General features: G+C 72.9%; 21 protein-coding genes. 6 read left to right on the forward strand and 15 right to left on the reverse strand.

Features of this window, described 5'->3' with window-relative positions; genetic code table 11:
• Nucleotides 1-3: 3 nt before the first annotated feature.
• The 5 genes from ACQEUU_RS23585 to ACQEUU_RS23605 all read right to left on the reverse strand — a co-directional run bounded on the left by ACQEUU_RS23585 (nt 4) and on the right by ACQEUU_RS23605 (nt 4,930).
• Entirely contained in the window at nt 4-321 is a 318-nt protein-coding gene (locus ACQEUU_RS23585) for a non-heme iron oxygenase ferredoxin subunit (RefSeq protein WP_433069374.1), read from the reverse strand.
• Complete coding sequence (sufD, locus tag ACQEUU_RS23590; protein WP_433069376.1) at nt 318-1,439, reverse strand: Fe-S cluster assembly protein SufD; 1,122 nt, start codon at nt 1,437-1,439, stop codon at nt 318-320. The genes ACQEUU_RS23585 and sufD overlap by 4 nt, the downstream gene beginning before the upstream one ends.
• Nucleotides 1,439-2,851, reverse strand: coding sequence for a Fe-S cluster assembly protein SufB (gene sufB / locus ACQEUU_RS23595; protein WP_433069378.1), 1,413 nt, complete (start codon nt 2,849-2,851; stop codon nt 1,439-1,441). Before sufB ends, sufD begins: the two co-directional genes overlap by 1 nt.
• The gene (locus ACQEUU_RS23600; RefSeq protein ID WP_433069381.1) at nt 2,848-3,621 is read right to left on the reverse strand and encodes a helix-turn-helix transcriptional regulator; all 774 of its coding nucleotides are present in this window, start codon (nt 3,619-3,621) and stop codon (nt 2,848-2,850) included. Before ACQEUU_RS23600 ends, sufB begins: the two co-directional genes overlap by 4 nt.
• Before the next feature lie 91 nt (nt 3,622-3,712).
• On the reverse strand, nt 3,713-4,930 hold the full coding sequence (locus tag ACQEUU_RS23605; RefSeq protein WP_433069384.1) for a multidrug effflux MFS transporter: 1,218 nt from the start codon (nt 4,928-4,930) through the stop codon (nt 3,713-3,715).
• Between the two features lie 221 nt (nt 4,931-5,151).
• Here ACQEUU_RS23605 and ACQEUU_RS23610 point away from each other — a divergent pair, with 221 nt between their 5' ends.
• The 3 genes from ACQEUU_RS23610 to ACQEUU_RS23620 all read left to right on the forward strand — a co-directional run bounded on the left by ACQEUU_RS23610 (nt 5,152) and on the right by ACQEUU_RS23620 (nt 7,907).
• The gene (locus tag ACQEUU_RS23610; RefSeq protein WP_433069386.1) at nt 5,152-6,060 is read left to right on the forward strand and encodes an ABC transporter ATP-binding protein; all 909 of its coding nucleotides are present in this window, start codon (nt 5,152-5,154) and stop codon (nt 6,058-6,060) included.
• A 53-nt stretch (nt 6,061-6,113) separates the two neighbouring features.
• Nucleotides 6,114-6,839, forward strand: a complete 726-nt coding sequence (locus tag ACQEUU_RS23615) for an ABC transporter permease (RefSeq protein WP_433071950.1) — start codon at nt 6,114-6,116, stop codon at nt 6,837-6,839.
• A gap of 153 nt (nt 6,840-6,992) precedes the next feature.
• Nucleotides 6,993-7,907: an EamA family transporter gene (locus ACQEUU_RS23620; RefSeq protein WP_433069388.1), complete on the forward strand. Its 915-nt coding sequence runs from the start codon at nt 6,993-6,995 to the stop codon at nt 7,905-7,907.
• Here the strand turns inward: ACQEUU_RS23620 and ACQEUU_RS23625 are convergent.
• From ACQEUU_RS23625 to ACQEUU_RS23660, 8 genes are read right to left on the reverse strand one after another with little or no spacing between them, the layout of a single operon-like run.
• On the reverse strand, nt 7,904-8,578 hold the full coding sequence (locus tag ACQEUU_RS23625) for a GntR family transcriptional regulator (RefSeq protein WP_433069391.1): 675 nt from the start codon (nt 8,576-8,578) through the stop codon (nt 7,904-7,906). The two genes, ACQEUU_RS23620 and ACQEUU_RS23625, sit on opposite strands and share 4 nt — an antisense overlap.
• Nucleotides 8,579-8,593: 15 nt before the next feature.
• On the reverse strand, nt 8,594-9,541 hold the full coding sequence (locus tag ACQEUU_RS23630) for an ornithine cyclodeaminase family protein (RefSeq protein WP_433069394.1): 948 nt from the start codon (nt 9,539-9,541) through the stop codon (nt 8,594-8,596).
• Nucleotides 9,538-10,503, reverse strand: coding sequence for a proline racemase family protein (locus ACQEUU_RS23635; RefSeq protein ID WP_433069397.1), 966 nt, complete (start codon nt 10,501-10,503; stop codon nt 9,538-9,540). The genes ACQEUU_RS23630 and ACQEUU_RS23635 overlap by 4 nt, the downstream gene beginning before the upstream one ends.
• Complete coding sequence (locus tag ACQEUU_RS23640) at nt 10,500-11,501, reverse strand: proline racemase family protein (RefSeq protein ID WP_433069399.1); 1,002 nt, start codon at nt 11,499-11,501, stop codon at nt 10,500-10,502. The genes ACQEUU_RS23635 and ACQEUU_RS23640 overlap by 4 nt, the downstream gene beginning before the upstream one ends.
• Nucleotides 11,498-12,391 carry a dihydrodipicolinate synthase family protein gene (locus tag ACQEUU_RS23645; RefSeq protein ID WP_433069402.1) on the reverse strand — a complete coding sequence of 298 codons (894 nt, stop codon included), beginning with the start codon at nt 12,389-12,391 and terminating at the stop codon, nt 11,498-11,500. Before ACQEUU_RS23645 ends, ACQEUU_RS23640 begins: the two co-directional genes overlap by 4 nt.
• Nucleotides 12,384-13,742, reverse strand: a complete 1,359-nt coding sequence (locus ACQEUU_RS23650; RefSeq protein ID WP_433069405.1) for an FAD-dependent oxidoreductase — start codon at nt 13,740-13,742, stop codon at nt 12,384-12,386. The genes ACQEUU_RS23645 and ACQEUU_RS23650 overlap by 8 nt, the downstream gene beginning before the upstream one ends.
• Nucleotides 13,739-13,981 carry a (2Fe-2S)-binding protein gene (locus ACQEUU_RS23655; protein WP_433069408.1) on the reverse strand — a complete coding sequence of 81 codons (243 nt, stop codon included), beginning with the start codon at nt 13,979-13,981 and terminating at the stop codon, nt 13,739-13,741. Before ACQEUU_RS23655 ends, ACQEUU_RS23650 begins: the two co-directional genes overlap by 4 nt.
• Nucleotides 13,978-15,126 (reverse strand): NAD(P)/FAD-dependent oxidoreductase, encoded by a 1,149-nt coding sequence (locus tag ACQEUU_RS23660; RefSeq protein WP_433069410.1) that lies wholly within the window; start codon nt 15,124-15,126, stop codon nt 13,978-13,980. Before ACQEUU_RS23660 ends, ACQEUU_RS23655 begins: the two co-directional genes overlap by 4 nt.
• Before the next feature lie 89 nt (nt 15,127-15,215).
• Here ACQEUU_RS23660 and ACQEUU_RS23665 point away from each other — a divergent pair, with 89 nt between their 5' ends.
• A complete protein-coding gene (locus ACQEUU_RS23665; protein WP_433069413.1) occupies nt 15,216-16,202 on the forward strand; it encodes a COX15/CtaA family protein in 987 nt (328 codons plus the stop codon).
• A 183-nt stretch (nt 16,203-16,385) separates the two neighbouring features.
• Here ACQEUU_RS23665 and ACQEUU_RS23670 read toward each other — a convergent pair whose 3' ends face one another.
• Nucleotides 16,386-17,549, reverse strand: coding sequence for a PrsW family intramembrane metalloprotease (locus ACQEUU_RS23670; protein WP_433069416.1), 1,164 nt, complete (start codon nt 17,547-17,549; stop codon nt 16,386-16,388).
• 87 nt (nt 17,550-17,636) lie between these two features.
• Nucleotides 17,637-18,596, reverse strand: coding sequence for a heme o synthase (locus ACQEUU_RS23675; RefSeq protein ID WP_433069419.1), 960 nt, complete (start codon nt 18,594-18,596; stop codon nt 17,637-17,639).
• A 330-nt stretch (nt 18,597-18,926) separates the two neighbouring features.
• Here ACQEUU_RS23675 and tkt point away from each other — a divergent pair, with 330 nt between their 5' ends.
• On the forward strand, nt 18,927-20,957 hold the full coding sequence (tkt, locus tag ACQEUU_RS23680) for a transketolase (protein WP_433071952.1): 2,031 nt from the start codon (nt 18,927-18,929) through the stop codon (nt 20,955-20,957).
• A gap of 5 nt (nt 20,958-20,962) precedes the next feature.
• Nucleotides 20,963-22,054 (forward strand): transaldolase, encoded by a 1,092-nt coding sequence (gene tal, locus ACQEUU_RS23685; RefSeq protein WP_433069422.1) that lies wholly within the window; start codon nt 20,963-20,965, stop codon nt 22,052-22,054.
• Nucleotides 22,055-22,106: the final 52 nt, after the last annotated feature.

Here is a 22,106-nt window from a genome sequence, read left to right on the forward strand (position 1 = left end):
TGCTTATGACTCCTTCGAGAGCGAGACGAGCACGTCATCGCCGTCGATCTTGACTGTGTAGACGTTCACGGGACGGGTGGCGGGCGGGCCGGTGGGCTTGCCGGTGCGGACGTCGAAGCACGAGCCGTGCAGCCAGCACTCGAGCGTGCCGTCGTAGACGTCGCCCTCGCTGAGCCGCACCTCGGCGTGGGAGCAGACGTCGTGCAGGGCGAACACGGCGCCGCCCTGGCGCACCAGCGCGACCGGGATGTCCCCGACCTCGACGCCCAGGACACCCCCGTCGGGGATGTCGCCGATCACGCAGACCTTCTCGAAACTCATCGCGAGAGCTCCGCCTCCAGCGCCGCCATGACCCGCTCGCGGATCTCCTCGATCTGGATCTTCTCGACGAGCTGGCCGAGGAAGCCCCGGATGACCAGGCGGCGCGCCTCGTCGTACGGGATGCCCCGGGCCTGCAGGTAGAACAGGTGCTCGTCGTCGAGCCGGCCGGAGGCCGAGGCGTGCCCCGCGCCGGCCACCTCGCCGGTGAGGATCTCCAGGTTGGGCACCGAGTCGGCGCGGGCGCCGTCGGTGAGGATGAGGTTGCGGTTGAGCTCGTACGTGTCGGTGCCCTCGGCCTCGACCCGGATGATCACGTCGCCGATCCAGACGGCGTGCGCGTCCTGGCCCTGCAGGGCGCCGCGGTAATCGACGTTGCTCTTGCAGTTGGGCTGCGAGTGGTCGACCAGGAGGCGGTGCTCCAGGTGCTGGCCGGCGTCGACGAAGTAGACGCCGAGCAGGTCGGCGTCGCCGCCGGGCGCGGCGTAGGACACGCTGGGCGACAGGCGCACGACGTCGCCGCCGAGCGTCACCACGAAGCTGCGGAAGGTGGCGTCCCTGCCGAGCCTGGCGTGATGGTGGCTGACGTGGACGGCGTCGTCGTCCCAGTCCTGCAGGCTGACCACGCGCAGGGTGGCGCCGTCGCCGACGGCGAACTCCACGTTGTCGGCGTAGACGGCGCTGCCCTTGTGGTCGAGCACGACCACGGCCTCGGCCATCGGCTCGACCTGGACCAGCAGGTGACCGTAGGCGGCGCCGTCGCCGGCCCCGGTGAGCGTGACGACGGTCGGCCGGGAGGCCACCGCCTCGCGCGGCACCGTGAGCACGGTCGCCTTCTCGAACGCGGTGTAGGCCTGCGCGCTGACCCGGTCGGCGGGCACGTAGACCTGGCCGAGCCGCGGGTCGTCGCGGCCCACGGTCTCGACGGTGACCTCGGGCGCGGCGTCCACGTCGACCCTGACATGACCTCCGGGGACGGCCTTGCCGTCGTGCAGGCCCTTCAGGCGCGCGAGCGGGGTGAACCGCCACGCCTCCTCACGCCCGGCCGGCACGTCGAAGTCGGCCAGGTCGTACGACGCCTTCTCGTGCAGGGTCGACAGGGGCTTCTCGTTCAGGCCCATCAGCCGACGGCTCCTTCCATCTGCAGCTCGATCAGCCGGTTCAGCTCGAGCGCGTACTCCATGGGCAGCTCACGCGCGATCGGCTCGACGAAGCCGCGCACGATCATCGCCATCGCCTCGTCCTCGTCGAGCCCGCGGCTCATGAGGTAGAACAGCTGGTCCTCGCTGACCTTGGAGACCGTGGCCTCGTGGCCCATCGAGACGTCGTCCTCGCGGACGTCGACGTAGGGGTAGGTGTCGGAGCGGCTGATCTGGTCGACGAGCAGCGCGTCGCACTTGACGGTGCTGGCGCTGCCGTGGGCGCCCTCCTCGATCTGCACGAGACCGCGGTAGGAGGTGCGTCCGCCGCCGCGCGCCACCGACTTGGAGATGACGGTGGAGCTGGTGTGCGGCGCGAGGTGGACCATCTTGGACCCGGCGTCCTGGTGCTGGCCCTCGCCGGCGAACGCGACGCTCAGGGTCTCGCCCTTGGCGTGCTCGCCCATGAGGTAGACGGCGGGGTACTTCATCGTGACCTTGGAGCCGATGTTGCCGTCGATCCACTCCATGGTCGCGCCCTCGTAGGCGACGGCGCGCTTGGTGACCAGGTTGTAGACGTTGTTCGACCAGTTCTGGATGGTCGTGTAACGGCAGCGGGCGTTCTTCTTCACGATGATCTCGACGACCGCGGAGTGCAGGGAGTCGGAGGAGTAGATCGGCGCGGTGCAGCCCTCGACGTAGTGGACGTAGCTGTTCTCGTCCACGATGATCAGGGTGCGCTCGAACTGGCCCATGTTCTCGGTGTTGATCCGGAAGTAGGCCTGCAGCGGGATCTCGACCTCGACGTTCGGCGGCACGTAGATGAACGAGCCACCGGACCACACGGCGGTGTTGAGCGCGGCGAACTTGTTGTCGCCGACCGGGATCACGGAGCCGAAGTACTCCTTGAAGAGCTCCTCGTGCTCCTTCAGGCCCGTGTCGGTGTCGACGAAGATGACGCCCTTCTCCTCGAGGTCCTCACGGATCTTGTGGTAGACGACCTCGGACTCGTACTGGGCGGCGACGCCGGCGATGAGGCGCTGCTTCTCCGCCTCGGGGATGCCGAGCTTGTCGTAGGTGTTCTTGATGTCGGCCGGCAGCTCGTCCCAGGACGTCGCCTGCTTCTCGGTCGAGCGGACGAAGTACTTGATGTTGTCGAAGTCGATGGCGGTGAGGTCGGAACCCCAGGTCGGCAGCGGCTTCCGGTCGAACAGGCGGAGGCCCTTCAGGCGAAGGTCGAGCATCCATTCCGGCTCGTTCTTCAGCGCGGAGATGTCGCGTACGACCTCCTCGGACAGGCCTCGCTTGGCCGCCGCGCCGGCGGCGTCGGGGTCGGCCCAGCCGAACTTGTAATTCCCGAGGCCTTCCAGCTCCGGGCGGTCGGTGACAGTCACCCTCCGGTCTCCTTGCTTCTGTCGCGGATGCTTCTCTCGCGAACGCCTCCGTGGCGAACGCTCCGGTCGCCGGCCTCGTGGCCGCGACCGCTCTCATCTGCTCTATGTGAGGCCCCCAGCGTCTGGGGGCTGACGTGCGTGGTGCAGACCCCGTCGCCGTGGGCGATCGTGGCCAGGCGCTGCACGGGGGTGCCGAGCAGCTGCGCGAACGCCTCCGTCTCGGCCTCGCACAGCTGCGGGAACTCCGCCGCCGCGTGGGCCACCGGGCAGTGGTGCTGGCAGAGCTGGTCGCCGCCCGACTTGGCCTTGCTGGCCGAGGCGGCGTAGCCCTCCGCGGACAAAGCCTGCGCCAGCACCTGGACGCGCTGGCCCGCCGGCACCGTCCGCATGACCGGCTCCAGCCGCCGCAGCAGGCCCTCGACCTGGGTGCGGGCGAAGTCGGCCACCGCCTCCTCGCCCAGGCGCTCGGCCAGGAAGCGCAGCGCGCTCCCGGCCAGGTCGTCGTAGGCGTGCTCGAAGGCGTTGCGCCCCGCGTCGGTGATGGCGAACAGCTTGGCCGGCCGTCCCCGCCCCCGCTGGCCGCGCGGCCGCACCGTACGGGGCTCGATCATCCCGTCGGCGAGCAGCGCGTCGAGGTGACGCCGGACGGCCGCGGGCGTCAGCCCGAGCCGCTCGCCCAGCGCCGCCGCGGCGATGGGCCCGTGCTCCAGGATGAGCCGGGCGACGCGCGCACGGGTGCTGCGCTCGCTGCCGGGCTCTATCAAGGGCACGTTTTTCACAACATCAGTGTGCCGTAATTCCTTCCCGGTCCACAAATGGTTCCGACCAGCCGGTCAATGCAATTTCTCACGCAGGTAAGCCTTACCTAACACCCCTGGGCACCAGGACGGCGAAGGTCAGGGCGGAGCAGGCGAACAGGACCGTCATGACGACGGCCATGGGCAGCGCGGTGCCCGCGCCGAACAGGCCGACGAACGGAGCCGCGAACGCGCCCAGCGCGAACTGCAGCACGCCGAGCAGCGCCGAGGCCGCCCCCGCCACCTGCGGCGCCTGACCGGCCAGGGCGAGCGCGCCGGTGCCCGGCAGGATCAGCCCCTGGCCGCACATGATGACGAACAGCCCCGCCACGACGGCGGCCAGCCCCAGCCCGGTGGAGACGGCCACCAGCAGGAGCGCCGCGCCGGCCAGGGCGACGAACAGGCCGGCGAGGACGAGCCCGGCCTGCGACAGCCGACCGGCCAGCCGGCCGCCGACCTGGGCCATGATCGTCAGGCCCACCGCGTTGAGCGCGAAGATCAGCGCGTACTGCTGGGCCGTGGCCCCGTACACGTCCTGGAGCACGAACGGCGAGCCGGAGATGTAGGCGAACATCGCGGCGAACGCGAGCCCCGCGGTCAGCGCGCTGCCCATGAACGGCCGGTCGCCCAGCAGCCGGCGGAAACTGCGCAGCGTGTGCCGGAGACCACCGCTCTCCCGCTGGTCCGCCGGGAGCGTCTCGCGCACCCCGGCCAGCACCGCCAGCATCAGCACCAGCCCGGTCAGGCTCAGCGCCACGAACACGCCGCGCCACGAGGTGAACGTCAGCAGCTGCGCGCCCGCGATCGGCGCCAGGATCGGCGCCAGGCCGCTGACCAGCATGAGGCTGGCGAAGATGCGCGCGATCGCGGGCCCCTCGTACAGGTCGCGCACCACGGCGCGCACGATGACCAGCGCGGCGCCGCCGAGCAGGCCCTGCAGCAGCCGCAGCGCGATGAGCACGGGCACCGACGGCGCGAAGGCGCACAGCAGCGAGGCGACCATGAACCCGGCCACGCCGACGATCAGCGGCATCCGGCGGCCGCGCACGTCGCTGAGCGGCCCGGCCACCACCTGCCCGACCGAGACGCCGACGAGGCAGGCGGTCAGCGTGAGCTGCACCTGGGCGGGGACGCTGAGCATCTCCTCGGTGATGGCCGGCAGCGCCGGCAGGTACATGTCGATGGACAGAGGCCCGATCGCGGACAGCGCGCCGAGGATGAACAGCAGGAGCCCCCGGCGGCTCCGCCGGGCGACCGGTTGGGCGGCTTCTGCCACGGACATGCGCGTGCACCTCTTCCCCAGGAGGCCGGAACGTCGGTCTCCAGGCAGGCTAGGGCGTGGGATCCGCGAACGGCCGAGGAGAGAGAACCGGTTTCCGGCAAACCGCATTCCCGATTTCCGGAAATTTCCGGTAAATCGATGGTCCATGGCTTAAATCCCCGGGCCAGACCGGTGCGGGGCTGCCCGGCGAACCACGCTTCGCGGTCCCTAGACTCGGGGTCATGACATCCCCAGCCGTCGAGATCGTCGGTCTCGTGAAGCGGTACGGCGGCACCGCCGCGATCGACGGGCTCACGCTGAGCGCCGCCCGCGGGGCGGTGACGGCCGTCCTCGGGCCCAACGGCGCGGGCAAGACCTCCACCGTGGAGATCTGCGAGGGGTTCCGCACCGCCGACGCCGGCACGGTGCGGGTGCTCGGGCTGCCGCCCGCCTCGGCCGAGCTGCGCCCGCGGGTGGGCATCATGCCGCAGTCGGGCGGCGTCCCGCCCGCCGCGCGCTGCGGCGAGTGGCTGCGGCTGGTGGCGCGCTTCCACGCCCGGCCGCTCGACCCGGCCGCCCTCCTGGACCGGCTGGGGCTCTCCGACCACGTACGGACCCCGTTCCGCCGTCTGTCGGGCGGGCAGCAGCAGCGGCTGTCGCTGGCCGCGGCCGTGATCGGCCGGCCGGAGCTGGTGTTCCTCGACGAGCCGACGGCCGGGCTCGACCCGCAGGCGCGGCACGCCTGCTGGGAGCTGGTGGGCCAGTTGCGCGCCGCCGGGGTGTCGGTGGTGCTGACCACCCATCACATGGACGAGGCCGAACGGCTGGCCGACCAGGTCGTGATCATCGACAGGGGCCGGGTGGTGGCCGAGGGCAGCCCGGCCGCCCTGACCGGGGCCGAGCGGCAGCTGCGCTTCCGCGCCCGCCCGGGGCTGGCGCTGGAGGAGCTGCTCAACGCGCTGCCGGTCGGCAGCGCGGCCAAGGAGTCGCCGTCCGGCCACTACATCGTCGAGGGCCAGGTCGACCCCGAGCTGCTGGCCACCGTGACCGCGTGGTGCGCGGCGGAGGGCGTGACGGCCGACGACCTGCGCATCGAGCGGCGCACGCTGGAGGACGTGTTCCTGGAGCTGACGGGCAGGGAGCTGCGGTGACGACACCCACACTCGACTTCACGCCCGCCCCGGGGGCCGCGCCGTTCCCCCGGATGGTGCTGGCGCAGGCGGGGGCCGAGGTCCGCGGCATGCTCCGCAACGGCGAGCAGCTCCTGCTCACCATGATCATCCCGGTGCTGCTGCTGGTCGGCTTCTCGCTGGCGCCGCTGATCGACGTGGGCGGCGGCCGCCGGGTCGACTTCCTGGCGCCGGGCGTGCTGGCGCTGGCGGTGATGTCCACGGCGTTCACCGGCCAGGCGATCGCGACCGGGTTCGAGCGGCGCTACGGGGTGCTGAAGCGGCTGGGCGCGACCCCGCTGTCCAGGGGCGGGCTGATGCTGGCCAAGACCGCGGCGGTGCTCGTGGTGGAGGCCGTCCAGGTGGTGGTGCTGGTCGCGGTGGCGTCCGCGCTGGGCTGGAGCCCGCAGGGCTCGCCGGTGGCCGCCGTGCTGGGCGGCGCGGCGCTGGTGCTGCTGGGCACCGCCGCCTTCAGCGGGCTCGCGCTGCTCATGGCCGGCCTGCTGCGGGCCGAGGCGACGCTGGCCGCGGCCAACCTGGTCTACCTGCTGCTGCTGGCGGCGGGCGGGGTGGTGTTCCCGCTGGAGAAGTTCCCCGCCGCGGTGAGGCCGGTGCTCGAACTGCTGCCGATCTCGGCGCTGACCGGCGGCCTGCGCACGGTGCTCACCGGGGGCGCGCTGCCGCTGGCCGCGCTGGCCGTGCTGGCGGCCTGGGCCGTGGTCTCGCTCGCGCTGGCCGCCCGCACCTTCCGCTGGGAGTGAGCGGCGGCCCCGCTCACTCCGGGCGGGGGCCGAGGCGCTCATGTGCCCCGGCGTCCGGGCCGGGAGGTCTCGAATCTGTGAAGCGCTCCCTGGTCAGGAATGCCGTGGCAGGTCGATACGCTTCAGTCCGTTGTGCCCGGCCGAAGGAGCTCAGTGACCGCGTTCGCCCTCGACAACCCGCTCGACCGCGGCGGCCTGCCCCGGCCCGGCAACCTGCTGCGCACCGCCGCCGACTCCATCCCGCCGTCGGGGCTGGTGCTGCTGGCGATCTTCTCGGTGCAGATCGGCGCGGGGTTCGCCAAACAGCTGTTCGCGGCGCTGCCGCCGAGCGCGGTGGTGTTCCTGCGCATCGCCATGGGCGCGCTGGTCATCGGCGCGCTGGCGCGGCCGAAGCTGCGGGGCCTGCGGGGCCGTGACTGGGCGGTGGGGGTCGGGTTCGGCGTGACGCTCGCGCTGATGAACCTGACGTTCTACGAGGCGCTGGCGCGGCTCCCGATGGGCGTCGCGGTCGCGATCGAGTTCCTCGGCCCGCTTGGTGTGGCGGTGGCCGCCTCCCGGCGCCGCCTGGACCTGGTGTGGGTGGGGCTGGCGGGGCTCGGGGTGGTGCTGCTCGCGCCGTGGGGCGAGTCGTCGGCGGCGAGCTGGATCGGCATCGCCTTCGCGCTGGCGGCGGGGGGCTTCTGGGCGGGCTACATCCTGCTGTCGGCGGCGGCGGGCAGCCGGTTCCCCGGCACGACCGGGCTGGCGTTCGCGATGATCGTGTCGGCCGTGGTGGTCGCGCCGGTGGGCGTCACCACCGGCGGCGCCGACCTGCTCCGGCCGGAGCTGCTGCTGATCGGGCTGGGCGTGGCCCTGCTGTCGTCGGTGATCCCGTACTCGCTGGAGCTGCAGGCGCTGCGGCGGATGCCCAAGCACGTGTTCGGCATCCTGATGAGCCTGGAGCCGGCCGCGGCCGCGCTGATGGGCGTGCTGGTGCTCGGCGAGATGCTGCACGCCCAGCAGTGGACCGCCGTGATCTGCATCGTCGCGGCCAGCCTCGGCGTCACCCGGGCGGCGCGCGGCGGCTAGCCTTCGCGGGCCGCCCAGATGCCCCTGACGTGCTGGATGTGCTCGCTCATGATGTGCTCGGCGGCGCGCTCGTCGCCGTTCTCCAGCGCGTCGAGCAGCGCCAGGTGCTCGCGGGCGGAGTCGGCGAGCGTGCCGCGCTCCGCCAGTTGCGACAGGCCGTAGAGGCGGGCGCGGGTGCGCAGGTCCCTCACCACCTCGACCAGGTGGCCGTTGCCGGACAGGCCGAGCAGCTCCAGGTGGAAGCGCAGGTCGGCGTTGACGTAGGCGAGCAGGTCACCCCCCTCGGCGGCGGCGAGGATCTCCTCGGCGGCCGGGCGCAGCCGCCGGAAGTCGGGGGCTCTGCCGGCGTCGGCCAGCCTGGCGACCGTCGGCACCTCGATGAGCTCGCGCAGCTGGGTCAGCTCGTCGAGGTCGCGCTCGGACAGCTCGGTCACCCGGAAGCCCTTGTTGCGCACGGCCTCCACCAGGCCCGCCTTGGCCAGGTCGAGCATGGCCTCGCGGACCGGCGTGGCCGAGACGCCGAACTGGGCCGCCAGCACCGGCGCCGAGTAGACCACCCCTGGACGCATCTGACCGGTGATCAGCGCCGCCCTGAGCGCCTGCGCCACCTGCTCGCGCAGGCTCTGCCGTTCGCCCACCATCGGCAGGTCGAGCCGGTCCTCGGCAGCCATCCGCCCTTCCCTTCGCTAGGTCTCCTCGTGCCAGGCCTCGTACGCGGCGGCCGCGACCACCAGGTCCTGCCATGCCATGCCGGTGCCCTTGAACACGCGCGGCCCGGCCGCGGCCGTCACCCGGCCGGCGATCAGGTCGGCGAGGTTTCCGGCGAGATGGCGGGTGGTGATCGTACCGTGGCTCACCGGGATGACGACATCGCCGGCTTCGGCCAGGGCGGCCGAACGGGCCTCGACGACCACCGTGGCGCGGGCGACGAGGCCGCCGTCCAGCTCGCGCGCGTCCGGCTCGTGCGAGCCGATGGCGACGACCGTGGCGCCGTCGCGGACGAGCCCGCCGTCGAACAGCGGCTCCCTGGCGGTGGTACAGCAGACGATCAGGTCGGCCCCGGCGACGGCCCTGGCCTGCTCGGACGGGCCGGCCAGGGCGGTCGGCTCCAGGCCGAGGGCCGCGCAGCGGGCCGCGAAGGCCGCCGTGCGGTCCGGGTCGCGGCCGGCGACGGCGACGCGGCGGAGCGGCCGGACCTCACGCAGCGCGAGGACGTGCCCCCACGCCTGCGGGCCGGTGCCGAACACCACCAGGTCCCCGGCGTCCGGGGCCGCGAGGTGGCGGACCGCCAGGGCCGAGACGGCGGGGGTGCGCAGCGAGGTGAGCGCGATCCCGTCCATCACGGCCAGCGGCGCCAGGGTCTCGCCGTCGTACAGCAGGTAGGTGCCCTGGACGCGGGGCAGCCCGCGGGCGGGGTTGCCGGGCGCGACCGTGGCGGCCTTCACGCCGGCGTAGCGTCCGGCCGCGGCGGGCATGAGCAGGAGCTGCCCGGCGGGCAGCTCCACGACGGGCCGCCGCGGCGTCCGCTCGGGGTCGAGCCCGGCGCGCAGCGCGTCCTCCAGCAGCTGTACGGCGCGCGCCACCGGCACCAGCCGCGCCACGTCCGCGGCGTCGAGGTAGGGCAGCCCGCTCATCGGAGCGTGAACCCGGTGCCGAGCGGGTCGGCGGGGTCGAGCTCGAAGGCGTGGCGGCCGGTCCGGTAGGCCATGCCCTCGATCTCGGCGATCACGCCGCCCTCGACGACCCCGGCCACCCGGGCCAGGAACGTGGTGCCGACGACGCTCTCGTGCACGAGGGTGCCGCGCAGCCCGTCCTGGTGCAGCAGCGCCAGCCGGGCCGCGGTGCCGGACCCGCACGGCGACCGGTCGACCTCGCCGTCGGCGAACACGGTCACGTTGCGCTGACGCACCCGGCCCGGCTCCCCGTCCAGCTCCTCGTGGAAGATCACCCCGTACACGCCGGACAGCCGGTCGTCGCCGGGGTGCCGGGTCGCCGGGTGGCCGGCCAGGGCCGCCTTGACGCGGCGCGCGCAGGCGATCAGCTCGGTCAGGTGCTCCGGCCCCGCCTTCAGCCCGACGGCCGCGGCCGGCAGCGAGGCGTAGATCGCTCCGCCGTACGCGAGGTCGACCCGGACGCCGGCGGCCTCGACGCCGCGTGCGATCACGTACGAGGGGACGTTGACGAAGGTGACGGCGGTGACGCGGCCGCCGTCGCAGCGCACCCGCGCCGTGACGCGGCCGGAGGGCACGTCGACGACCACGTCCGTCTCGCCGTCGGGGTCGGCCTCGACCAGCCCCTCGCGCACCGCGTGCACGCCGAGCGCGATCGTGCCGTGGCCGCAGGCGGTGGAGTAGCCGTCCTTGTGCCAGAACAGCGCGCCGAGGTGCGCGCCGGGGTCGTCGGGCGGTACGAGGAAGCAGCCGTACATGTCGGCGTGGCCGCGCGGCTCGTGGCACAGCAGCCGACGGACGTGGTCGACCGGGGCGGTGTTGGCGCGGCGTTCCAGGACGGTGGCGCCGGGGATGCCGGGGACGCCGCCGGTGACGATCCGGAACGGCTCTCCCGCCGTGTGGTAGTCGACGGTGGTGATCGTCACAGCTCGAAACCCTCCGGGAACGGGTCGCGCGGGTCCAGGAAGTACTGGGCGGTGCCGGTGATCCAGGCGCGGCCGGTGATGGACGGCAGCACGGCGGGCCGGCCGCCGACCGTGGTCTCCTCCAGGAGCCTGCCCACGAACCGGGTGCCGATGAACGACTCGTTGACGAAGTCGCGGCCGGTCGGCAGCGCGCCGCGGGCGTGCAGCTGGGCCATCCGCGCGCTGGTGCCGGTGCCGCACGGCGAGCGGTCGAACCAGCCGGGGTGGATGGCCATGGCGTGCCGCGAGTGGTGGGCGTCGGAGCCGGGGGCGGCGAAGTAGACGTGGTGGCAGCCGCGGATGCGGTCGTCCTCCGGGTGCACCGGCTCGGCGGCGGCGTTGATCGCCTCCATGGTGGCCAGGCCGGCGGCCAGGATGTCGTTGCCCGCCTTGCGGTCGAACGGCAGTCCGTAGGCGTCGAGGTCCACGATGGCGTAGAAGTTGCCGCCGTAGGCCAGGTCGTAGCGGATCTCCCCGTACCCGGGAACCGTCACCGCGGCGTCGAGCCGGTCGGCGTAGGAGGGGACGTTGCGCAGCGTCACGGACGTGGCCGTGCCGTCCTCGACGGCCACGTCCACCACCACCAGCCCGGCCGGGACCTCCAGCCGGACGGTGGTGACGGGCTCGGTCACCTCGACCATGCCGGTCTCGACGAGCACGGTGGCCACGCCGATGGTGCCGTGGCCGCACATCGGCAGCAGGCCGGACACCTCGATGAACAGCACGCCCCAGTCGGCGTCGGGCCGGGTGGGCGGCTGCAGGATGGCGCCGCTCATCGCGGCGTGGCCGCGCGGCTCTCTCATCAGCAGCTTGCGGATGTGGTCGAGGTGGTCGCGGAAGTGGATCCGCCGCTCGGCCATGGTGGCGCCGGGGACGGTGCCGACGCCGCCGGTGATGACCCGGGTGGGCATGCCCTCGGTGTGCGAGTCGACGGCGTGGAAGACCCGCCGGGTCCTCATCGCAGGCCCTCCGCGAGCGCCTTCTCGGTGGCGGCGCGCACCGCGGCCTCCTGCTCGCCGGTCAGCGGCTGCCGGGGATGGCGGCACGGGCCGCCGGGGCGGCCGGCGAGGTCCATGGAGAGCTTGATGGCCTGCACGAACTCGGTCTTGGAGTCCCAGCGCAGCAGCGGGTGCAGCTTCCTGTAGAGCGGCAGCGCCGTCTCCAGGTCGTGGGCCAGGGCCGCCCGGTAGAGGGCGACGTTGGAGGCGGGCAGCGCGTTCGGGTAGCCCGCGATCCAGCCGACGGCTCCGGCCAGGGCCAGCTCCAGCAGCACGTCGTCGGAGCCGATGAGCAGGTCGAGGCCGGGAGCCAGCTCGGCGAGCTCGTAGGCGCGCCGCGGGTCGCCGGTGAACTCCTTGACCGCCACGATCAGCCCCTCCTCGTGCAGCCTGGCCAGCAGCGCCGGGGTGAGGTCGACCTTGGTGTCGTAGGGGTTGTTGTACGCGACGACGGGGACGCCCGCCCCGGCCACTTCACGATAGTGCGCCAGGACGGCCCGCTCGTCCGCCCGGTAGGCGTTCGGCGGCAGCAGCAGCACCGATCCGCAGCCCAGGCCGGCGGCGTGCTCGGCCCACCGCCGCGACTCGGCCGCGCCGTACGCGCCCGCGCCGGCCATCACGCGGTCACCGCCGACCGCCTCGACGGCCGTCTCCAGGACCTTGGCGCGCTCCTCGGGGGTGAGGGTCTGGTACTCGCCGAGCGAGCCGTTGGGCACCACGCCGTCGCAGCCGTTCTCGACCAGCCAGCGGCAGTGCGCGGCGTAGGCGTCGTAGTCGACGGACAGGTCGTCGCGCAGCGGGAGCGCGGTGGCGACCATGACGCCGCGCCAGGGCTTGGTCCGTTCAGTCATGGGGTTCCTCCAGGGTGAGTTCGGCGAGAGCGGCCAGGGTGACGGGCTGGGCGATGGGCCGGCGGGGCGCGGCCTGGTCGCCGTCGGCGAGACAGGCGACGGGGTGACCGCAGATCCGTCCCTGGCACCAGCCCATGCCCGCCCGGGACAGCAGCTTGACGGAGCGCGCGTCGGTGGCGCCGAGGTCGCGCGCCTCGCGGATCCTGGCCAGCGGCACCTCCTCGCACCGGCACACGAGGGTGTCGTCGCGCAGCCATCCCCGCCATCCGTCCTTGACGGGGTAGGCGGCGAGCAGGGCGGCGGCGAACGCGCGCAGCCTGGCCCGCCTGCGCAGCAGGAGCCCGGGCGGGCCGGGGCCGTCGTCGTGGTCGGCGGCTGCCGACAGGCCGGCGATGCGGCCTTCGAGCTCGGACAGGTGCCGGCCGCCGACGCCCGTGGGCTCGCCTGCGGCCCAGACGCCGGGGACGGTGGTGCGCTGGGCGGCGTCGGCGCGGAGCACCGGAGTGCCGTCGGCGTCCGGCCGGGTGGCGCAGCCGAGCTGGACGCCGAGGTCGATCTGGGGGGTGAACCCGTAGCCGGTGGCGAGCGTGTCGCAGGGGACGCGGCGGGTGTCCAGCACGTTCCAGTCGCGGTCCAGGCGGGCCACGGTGACGGCCTCCAGCTCCCGGTCGCCGTGCGCGGCCACGACCGCGTGGCGGGTCCGGTACGGCACGCGATGCCGCGCCAACGCGGCCAGATGACCGGCCGCCTCTCCGGCCCTGCCCAGGGCGAGCAGGGGGTGGCGGGCCAGGCCCAGTCCGCCGTTGGCCTCGTACACGCCCGGGACCCGCGCCCCGGCCGCGGCCAGGCCCGCCGCGACGGGCAGCAGGAACGGCCCGGTGCCGGCCACCACGACCCGGTCGCCCGCCACCACGCCCTGGCCCTTGAGCAGGGCCTGCGCGCCTCCGGCGGTGAGCACCCCCGGCAGGTCCCAGCCGGGGAACGGCAGCGGCCGGTCGTGCGCGCCGGTCGCGATCAGCAGCCTCCGGCACCGGACGGCGGTCCCGCCCAGGCAGTGCGCGGTGAAGCCGTCGGCCTCCCGGGTGACGGCCCACACCTGCCGGCTCGTCAGGACCTCGGCCCGTTCCGTCAGCGCCCGCACCTGCCGGGCGAAGCGCGCGAATCCCGCGGTCGCGGGCTCGCCGGGCACGCCCCGGTGCCGGAAGTACTGCCCGCCGAGCCGCGCTCCGGAGTCGACGAGCGCCACCCGCAGCCCGCGCAGCGCCGCCGTCAGCGCTCCCGCCACCCCGGCGGGCCCGCCGCCGACGACGGCGAGATCGTGGATCGTGGGCGACGGGGAGGGGCCGGTCATGACGTGGTCACCTGGTCCCCCGGGCGGGCCTCGGTGAGGCAGGCGCGCTCGACCGGGCCGCCGTTGACGCTGACCAGGCAGTCGAAGCAGACCCCGATCCCGCAGAAGAGCCCGCGCGGCCGGCCGCCGAAGCGGGTGGTGCGCCAGGCGCGGATGCCCGCCGCGTGCAGGGCGGCCCCGACGGTCTGGCCGGGTCGCGCCGGCACGGGCCGGCCGTCGACGGTGATCTCGAAGCTCATCGGTGCTCCCCGGAGCCGAAGCGGTCGGGACGGAACGGGTGGAGGTCCAGGTCGGGGCGGCCTCCGGTGAGCACCTGGGCGAGCAGGTGGCCGGTGGCGGGGGCCAGGCCGATGCCCGCGCCCTCGTGGCCGCAGGCGTGGTGGAGCCCGGGCGCGCGCGGGTCGGCGCCGATCACGGGCAGGTGGTCCGGGCAGTACGGGCGGAACCCGCAGTAGGAGCGGATGGCGCGGACCGCGCCCAGCGCGGGGAACAGGGCGACGGCCTGCGCGGCCAGCCGTGACAGCACCGGCAGCGACGTGGTCCGGTCGAACCCGACCCGTTCCCTGCTGGCCCCGATGAGCACGGTGCCGGCCGGCGTGCCCTCGACGACGGCAGAGGTCTGCAGCCCGGCCGAGTCGCTGGCGACGTCGGTGACGTACGCGGCCGTGTAGACCTTGTGCCGGATGAGCGGCTCGGGCAGCGGCTCGGTGACGAGGACGAACCCGCGCCTGGGCAGCACGGGCAGGCTCACCCCGGCCAGGGCGGCCAGGTCGCCGCCCCAGGTGCCGGCCGCGTTGACCACGGCCCCGGCCAGCATGTCGCCGTCGTCGGTGCGCACGCCGGTGACGCGGTCGCCCGAGCGGACGAAGCCGGTGACGGTGACGCCGAGGCGCAGCTTCAGCGCGCCGTGACCGAAGCTCTCGGCGCCGTGCCGCAGCAGCCGGGCGGCGGCCAGCATGGGCTGCACCTGGGCGTCCTGCGGGTAGTGGACGCCGCCGGCCAGCCCTTCGGCCAGGTGGGGCTCCAGCGCGCGCAGGCCGCCTGCGGGCACCACGTCGTGCGGGAGTCCCTGCTCGGCGGCCAGCTCCACCAGCCGCTCCTGGACCGCGGGCGTCTCGGCCACGACCAGCCCGCCCTTGGGCTCGTACTCGAAGCCGCCGGACGTCTCGGCCAGCTCCCGCCACAGGCGGCTGGAGAGCACGGCCAGGTCCAGTTCGGGGCCGGGTTCCTTGTCGGAGACGAGCACGTTGCCCTCGCCCGCCCCGGTGGTGCCGCCGGCCACGGGGCCGCGGTCGAGGACGGTGACGTCCAGTCCGGCACGGGCGGCGTAGTAGGCGCACGCGGCGCCGACGACCCCGGCGCCGACGATGATCACGTCGGACATCGCCACCTCCGCTCAGTAATATGTCACATACGCCGGGGGTTGAAAAGCCGGTGAAAGGACCGCGCCACCAGGCCCGTACCATCGATGACGTGAAGCTACCCACGGACCACTCCTCTCCTCTCGTGCGGGGGCTGTTCTCGTTCTGGGCGCCGACTCCCGCGGCCATGCGGGGCTGGGCGCTGGCGTCCGTCGTGGTCAACGCCGGCATCACGGTGAGCGGCGCGGTGGTGCGCGTCACCGGCTCCGGCCTGGGCTGTCCCACCTGGCCGCGGTGCACCGCCGACAGCTTCGTCCCGGTCCCGCACCCCGAGATCGACCCGCTCAACATGGCGATCGAGTTCGGCAACCGGCTGGTGACGTTCCTGGTGCTGGTGGTGGGCCTGGCCTGCGTGATCGGGGCGATGCGGCTGTCGCCCCGGCGCCCGTCGCTGGTGCGGCTGGCCTGGCTGCAGCCGGTGGGCATCCTGGCCCAGGCGCTGTGGGGCGCCGTCGTGGTGAACTCCCTGCTCAACCCGTTCACGGTGAGCATGCACTTCCTGCTGTCGATCGGCCTCACCGCCGCCTGCTGGGCGCTCTACGCCCGCGCCGGCGAGGGCGACGCGCCCGTCCGGCCCGTGACCCACGGCGCCATCCGGCGGCTCGGCCACGTCCTGCTGGCGGCGGTGTTCGTGCTCGTGGTCCTGGGCGTGGTGGTGACGGGCACCGGCCCGCACTCGGGTGACGTGGCGGCCTCGCGGTTCGGCTTCGACATCGAGACCGTGGCGCGGCTGCACGCCGACGCCGCCTACCTGGTGGTGGGGCTGACGTTCGCGCTGCTGTTCGCGCTGTACGTGACCGGCGCGCCGCGACGGGTCCGGCAGGCGGCGCTGGCGCTGCTGGTGGTGGAGCTGCTGCAGGGGGTGATCGGCTACGTCCAGTACTTCCTCGGCGTGCCCGCGGCCCTGGTGACGCTGCACGTGCTCGGCGCGACCCTGGTCTGGATCTTCACGCTGCGGGTGGTCACCTCGCTGCGCACGCGCGGCCCGCTGACCGAGCCCGCCACCCCGGCGCCCGTCGCGGCGCCCAGCCCCGTCTGACCACTCCCCCGCCGGGTCCCCCGCCGCGACTCCGACCGTTCTGCCAGTCTTCGGGATGGGATGTCCGCCACTCCCCCACCGGCTGGAGGCCCGTTTTGCGGGCGTTCGTCCGCCCCTCTCGAACGCTCCCGGGGGCGCGTACCAGGCGGCGGTGCCGGCGCCCTCGGCGCGGCGGGCGCCGGGTCAGCCGGGCGCGTAGCCGGCCTTGCCGGCGGGCGCGGGCGGCACCGGGAAACCGGCGCGGGCGGTGCTCATGCACTCCAGCAGGGCCCGCTGCTCCTCGTGGAAGGTCTGCTCGTCCACCATGCGCCGGGCGGCCCGCTCGTGCAGCAGGCCCAGCTCGGTGGCGGCCAGCTGGTAGTCGCTCATCGCCCGCAGCCCCTTCTTGCCGCCGTACATCCGCGCCCACTGCCGGGCGTGCCTGCGCCGGGGCAGCGCCGACAGCATGTGGATGTCCTCACTGGTCACCAGCTTGGTCGGCTCGTACGGGGGGAGGTAGCGCTGGATGAGGGCGACGATGCGGCGCCGGTCGCGGATGATGACGCCGACGAGCACCACGAGCACCGCCATCAGCACCAGGTAGGCCACGGCCAGGCCGGGGAAGCCGCCGTAGGAGACGAGCCCGTTCCAGAGGCCGTGCAGGACCATCGCGCCCGACCAGCCGGCCATGATGGAGAAGGTCCGCTCCGGCCCGTGCCGCTGCGCCGCGTAGGCGACCGCGACGCCGATCATCGAGGTGAACAGCGGGTGCGCGAACGGCGACAGGATGCCGCGCAGCACCACGGTCACGGCCAGCCCCACCCCGCCGGCCTCGCTGTTGAGCGCGGCCAGGTAGTAGCTGACGTTCTCGCTCATGGCGAAGCCGAGCCCGACCATGCTGGCGTAGATGATGCCGTCGGTGAGCCCGTCCAGCTCGAACCGGCGAAAACGCAGCAGCCCGAGCAGCACCAGCCCCTTCATCGTCTCCTCGACCACCGGGGCGCCGAAGGTGGCCGCGATGTTGCGGGCGGTGGCCTCCGACAGGTTGACGGTGTCCATGATGTAGTGCAGGTTGAGCGAGTTGACCACGCCCGCGACCAGCACGGCCACGCCCGCTCCCCAGGCGAAGGCGAAGATCAGGTTGCTGCGCGGCTCCGGCTCCATCCGGTCGAGCGCGAGCACCGCGGCCAGCAGCAGCGGCACCGGCGCCAGGGCGAGGGCCAGGGCGATGAAGAACTGCACCGGCTCGCCGTTGAGCACGTCGAAGGAGAACGAGACGAGGGTGCAGATGCCGGTGAGGACAAGCCCGATGATCAACGCTGAAGACGGGCGGTCCTTGAACACCCAGCGTGGATCATGGGACGGCATACGGTGACTGTAACCGATACGGGAGACGATGTCCTTCCCGGCTCAAACGCCGTCCTTCCCGGCTCAAACGCCCACCGCCCCGGCAGGTCAGGCCAGCAGCGGGTCGATGGCCACGGCCAGGAACAGCAGCGCGAGGTAGGCGTTCGACCAGTGGAAGAACCGCATCGGCCGCAGGTCGACCCCGGTCTTGCCGGCGTTGAGCCGGGTCAGCAGGGCGTGCGCCTCCCACAGGAACAGCGCGCCCAGCGCGGCTGCCACGACCGGGTAGAACAGCGTGGTGCCGGCGACCGGCCACAGCGCCAGCGAGCACAGCACGGTCGCCCAGCTGTAGGCGATCGACTCCATGATGACCCGGCGCTCGGTGGCGACCACGGGCAGCATCGGCACCGCGGCGGCCGCGTAGTCCTCCTTGTAGCGCATGGCGAGGGTCCAGGTGTGCGGCGGCGTCCAGAAGAACACCACGCCGAACAGGACCAGCGGCGCCCAGTCGAGCCGCTCGGTGATGCCCGCCCAGCCGATCAGCACCGGCATGCAGCCCGCGATGCCGCCCCAGACGATGTTCTGGGCGGTGCGCCGCTTGAGGATCAGCGAGTAGACCAGCACGTAGTAGAGGATCGCGGCGGTCGACAGCGTCGCGGCGAGCCAGTTGGTGGTCAGCCACAGCCCGACGGAGGACAGCACGCCCAGCACGATGCCGAAGATCAGCGCGGCGCGCGGCGACACCTGGTGCCTGGCCAGCGGGCGGCGCCGGGTGCGGCGCATCTTCTGGTCGATGTCGCGGTCGATGTAGCAGTTGAGTGCGTTGGCGCTGCCGGCCGACATCGTGCCGAACACCATCACCGAGACCGCCGTCCACAGCGGGGGCAGGCCGCCCGCCGCCAGGAACATCACCGGGAGCGTCGAGATCAGCAGCAGCTCGATGACGCGCGGCTTCATCAGGGCGACGTAGGCCTTGACGACCCCGCCGATCGACCGCGGCGCGGCGTGCGCCACGGCGGCGGAACCCTCGTGCGGCCTGCTCGCCTGCCTGTTCGTCAGCACCGTCAAGGCGCTTCCAGCACGTGCGGAGTCAACGCGTAACCTCGGATTAGAGCGGATTCGTGAGGGCAGCCGTGGCGTCCCTGGGAACAAACAAACTGTAGTCGCAAGGGCGGGCGGTCCGGCCAATGGGGGGCGTGCGCTTGCTCGGGGACACGCGTGAGTGGACGGGGAATCTACGTCCGTCGCCACTCGGTTAGGGTCCGTGTGGGCGGGATTGCCAACCGGCACCATCAGACAACTAGATTCCGGAGATCGAGCGTGAGCACCGAACTCGTGCCAGCCCTTGAGTGGACCGACCTCGACAGGCAGGCCGTCGACGTCGTCCGAGCGCTGGCGATGGACGCAGTGGAGAAGGCGGGTTCGGGACACCCCGGCACCGCGATGAGCCTGGCTCCCGCCGCATATCTGCTCTTTCAGCACGCGATGCGGCACGATCCGACCGACCCGCAGTGGGTGGGCCGCGACCGCTTCGTGCTCTCCGCCGGCCACACCAGCCTGACCCTGTACATCCAGCTCTACCTGTCGGGCTACGGGCTGACGCTGGACGACCTGCGGCGGCTGCGCCAGTGGGACAGCCTCACGCCCGGCCATCCCGAGCACGGCCACACCGCCGGCGTCGAGACCACCACGGGCCCGCTCGGCCAGGGTCTGGGCAACGCCGTGGGCATGGCGATGGCGGCCCGCCGCGAGCGCGGCCTGTTCGACCCCGACGCCGAGCCCGGCCGCTCGCCCTTCGACCACCACATCTGGTGCGTCGTGAGCGACGGCGACATCGAGGAGGGCATCAGCCACGAGGCCAGCTCGCTCGCCGGCCACCAGAAGCTGGGCAACCTCATCGTCATCTACGACGACAACCACATCTCCATCGAGGACGACACCCTCATCGCCAAGTCCGAGGACGTGGTCAAGCGCTACGAGGCCTACGGCTGGCACACCGTGAGCGTCGACTGGACCGAGTCCGGCGACTACACCGAGGACGTGCAGGCGCTGTACGACGCGCTGGAGGAGGCCAAGGCCGAGACCGGCCGGCCCTCGTTCGTCCGGCTGCGCACGATCATCGGCTGGCCCGCACCCAACAAGCAGAACACCGGCAAGATCCACGGCTCGGCGCTCGGCGCCGAGGAGGTCGCGGCCACCAAGCAGGTGCTCGGCATGGACCCGGCCAAGACCTTCGACGTGTCCGACGAGGTGCTCAAGCACGCCCGCCAGGTGGCGGCCAGGGGCCGCGAGGCGCACGCCGAGTGGGAGCAGGGCTACCGGCGCTGGCGCGAGGCCAACCCGGAGCGGGCCGCGGAGTTCGACCGCATCTCCCACCGCGAGCTGCCCGCCGGCTGGACGAGCGCGCTGCCGTCGTTCGAGGTGGGCGCCTCGATGGCCACCCGCAAGGCCTCCGGCGAGGTGCTGAGCGCGCTGGCGCCGGTGCTGCCGGAGCTGTGGGGCGGCTCGGCGGACCTGGCCGAGTCCAACAACACCACGATGAAGGGCGAGCCGTCCTTCATCCCCGAGGAGTTCCAGACCAAGGACTTCCCCGGCCACCGCTACGGCCGCACGCTCCACTTCGGCATCCGCGAGCACGCCATGGGCGCCATACTCAACGGCATCGCGCTGCACGGCGGCACCCGCCCGTACGGCGGCACGTTCCTGGTGTTCTCCGACTACATGCGCCCGTCGGTGCGGCTGGCCGCGCTGATGAAGCTGCCGGTCACGTACGTGTGGACGCACGACTCCATCGGCCTGGGCGAGGACGGGCCGACCCACCAGCCGGTCGAGCACCTCTGGTCGCTGCGCGCCATCCCCGGCCTGGACGTCGTGCGCCCCGCCGACGCCAACGAGACCGCGGCGGCCTGGAAGACGGTGCTGGAGCACACCGACCGGCCCGCGGCCATCGCGCTGACCCGGCAGAACCTGCCGGTCCTGGAGGGCACGAGCGCCGACGGCGTGGCCCACGGCGGCTACGTCCTGCGCGAGGCCTCCGACGGCCAGCCCAGGGTCATCCTCATCGCCACCGGCAGCGAGGTGGAGATCGCCGTCCAGGGCGGGGAACTGCTGGAGTCGCAGGGCATTTCGACACGAGTCGTGTCGATGCCGTGTGTCGAGTGGTTCAAGGGGCAGGACTCCGCGTATAGGCAGACCGTCCTGCCGTCGTCGATCCGGGCTCGGGTCGCCGTCGAGGCGGGAATCGCCCTCGGCTGGCACGAGTTCGTCGGAGAGTGCGGCGAGGTCGTCAGCCTCGAACACTTCGGCGCCTCCGCGCCGTACAAGACCTTGTACGAGCAGTTCGGGCTGACGGCGGAGCGGGTGGCCGCGGCGGCCAGGGCGTCTCTGGCCAAGCTGGGGCAGGACAAGGGCGAGACGACGGGAAACTGAGAGACATGAGCGAGATCCTCAAGAAGCTGTCCGGCCAGGGCGTGGCCGTCTGGCTCGACGACATCAGCCGCGAACGCCTGCGCACCGGCAACCTGGAGCAGGTGATCCGGGACAAGAACGTGGTCGGGGTGACGTCCAACCCGACGATCTTCGCCAGCGCGCTGAGCAAGGGCGACGCGTACGACACGCAGATGCACGACCTGGCGGTGCGCGGCGTCGACATCGGCGAGGCCGTGCGTGCCATCACCACCTACGACATCCGGTGGGCCGCCGACGTGCTGCGGCCGGTCTACGACGCCACCTCGGGCGTCGACGGCCGGGTGTCGCTGGAGGTGGACCCGCGCCTGGCCCGCGACACCGACAAGACGGTCGCCGAGGCCCGCGCGCTGTGGTGGCTGGTCGACCGGCCCAACCTGTTCATCAAGATCCCGGCGACCATGGAAGGACTGCCGGCGATCACGCAGGCGATCGGTGAGGGCATCAGCGTCAACGTCACGCTGATCTTCTCCCTGGAGCGCTACCGCGCCGTCATGGACGCCTGGCTGTCCGGCCTGGAGGCCGCGCAGGCCAAGGGGCTCAACCTGGCCACGATCGAGTCGGTGGCCTCGTTCTTCGTCAGCCGCGTCGACACCGAGATCGACAAGCGGCTCGACGGCGTGGGCAGGCCCGAGCTGAAGGGCAAGGCGGGCGTGGCCAACGCGCGCCTGGCCTACGCCGCCTTCGAGGAGGTCATGACCTCCGACCGCTGGCAGCGGCTGCGCGCCGCCGGGGCCCGCCCGCAGCGCCCGCTGTGGGCCTCCACCGGCGTCAAGAACCCCGACTACTCCGACACCATGTACGTCGACCAGCTCGTCGCGCCCGGCACCGTCAACACCATGCCGGAGAAGACGCTCGACGCGGTCGCCGACCACGGCGACGTCACCGGTGACACCGTGCGCCCCTACTACGAGCAGGCCTGGAACACCATGGCCGAGCTCAAGGACGCCGGCGTCGACTACGACGACGTGGTCAGGGCGCTGGAGGAGGAGGGCGTGCAGAAGTTCGAGGCGTCCTGGAACGAACTGCTCGAAAGCGTACGCAAGAACCTGGTTCCCTAGCGCCATCCGCGCCGCGGCGGAGGAGGCGGCTCCTCCGCCGCGGCGCGCCCGT

Origin of the sequence: Nonomuraea sp. CA-218870 (assembly GCF_050936535.1) — a bacterium.
In the GTDB taxonomy this organism is placed as follows: Bacteria; Actinomycetota; Actinomycetes; order Streptosporangiales; family Streptosporangiaceae; genus Nonomuraea; species Nonomuraea corallina.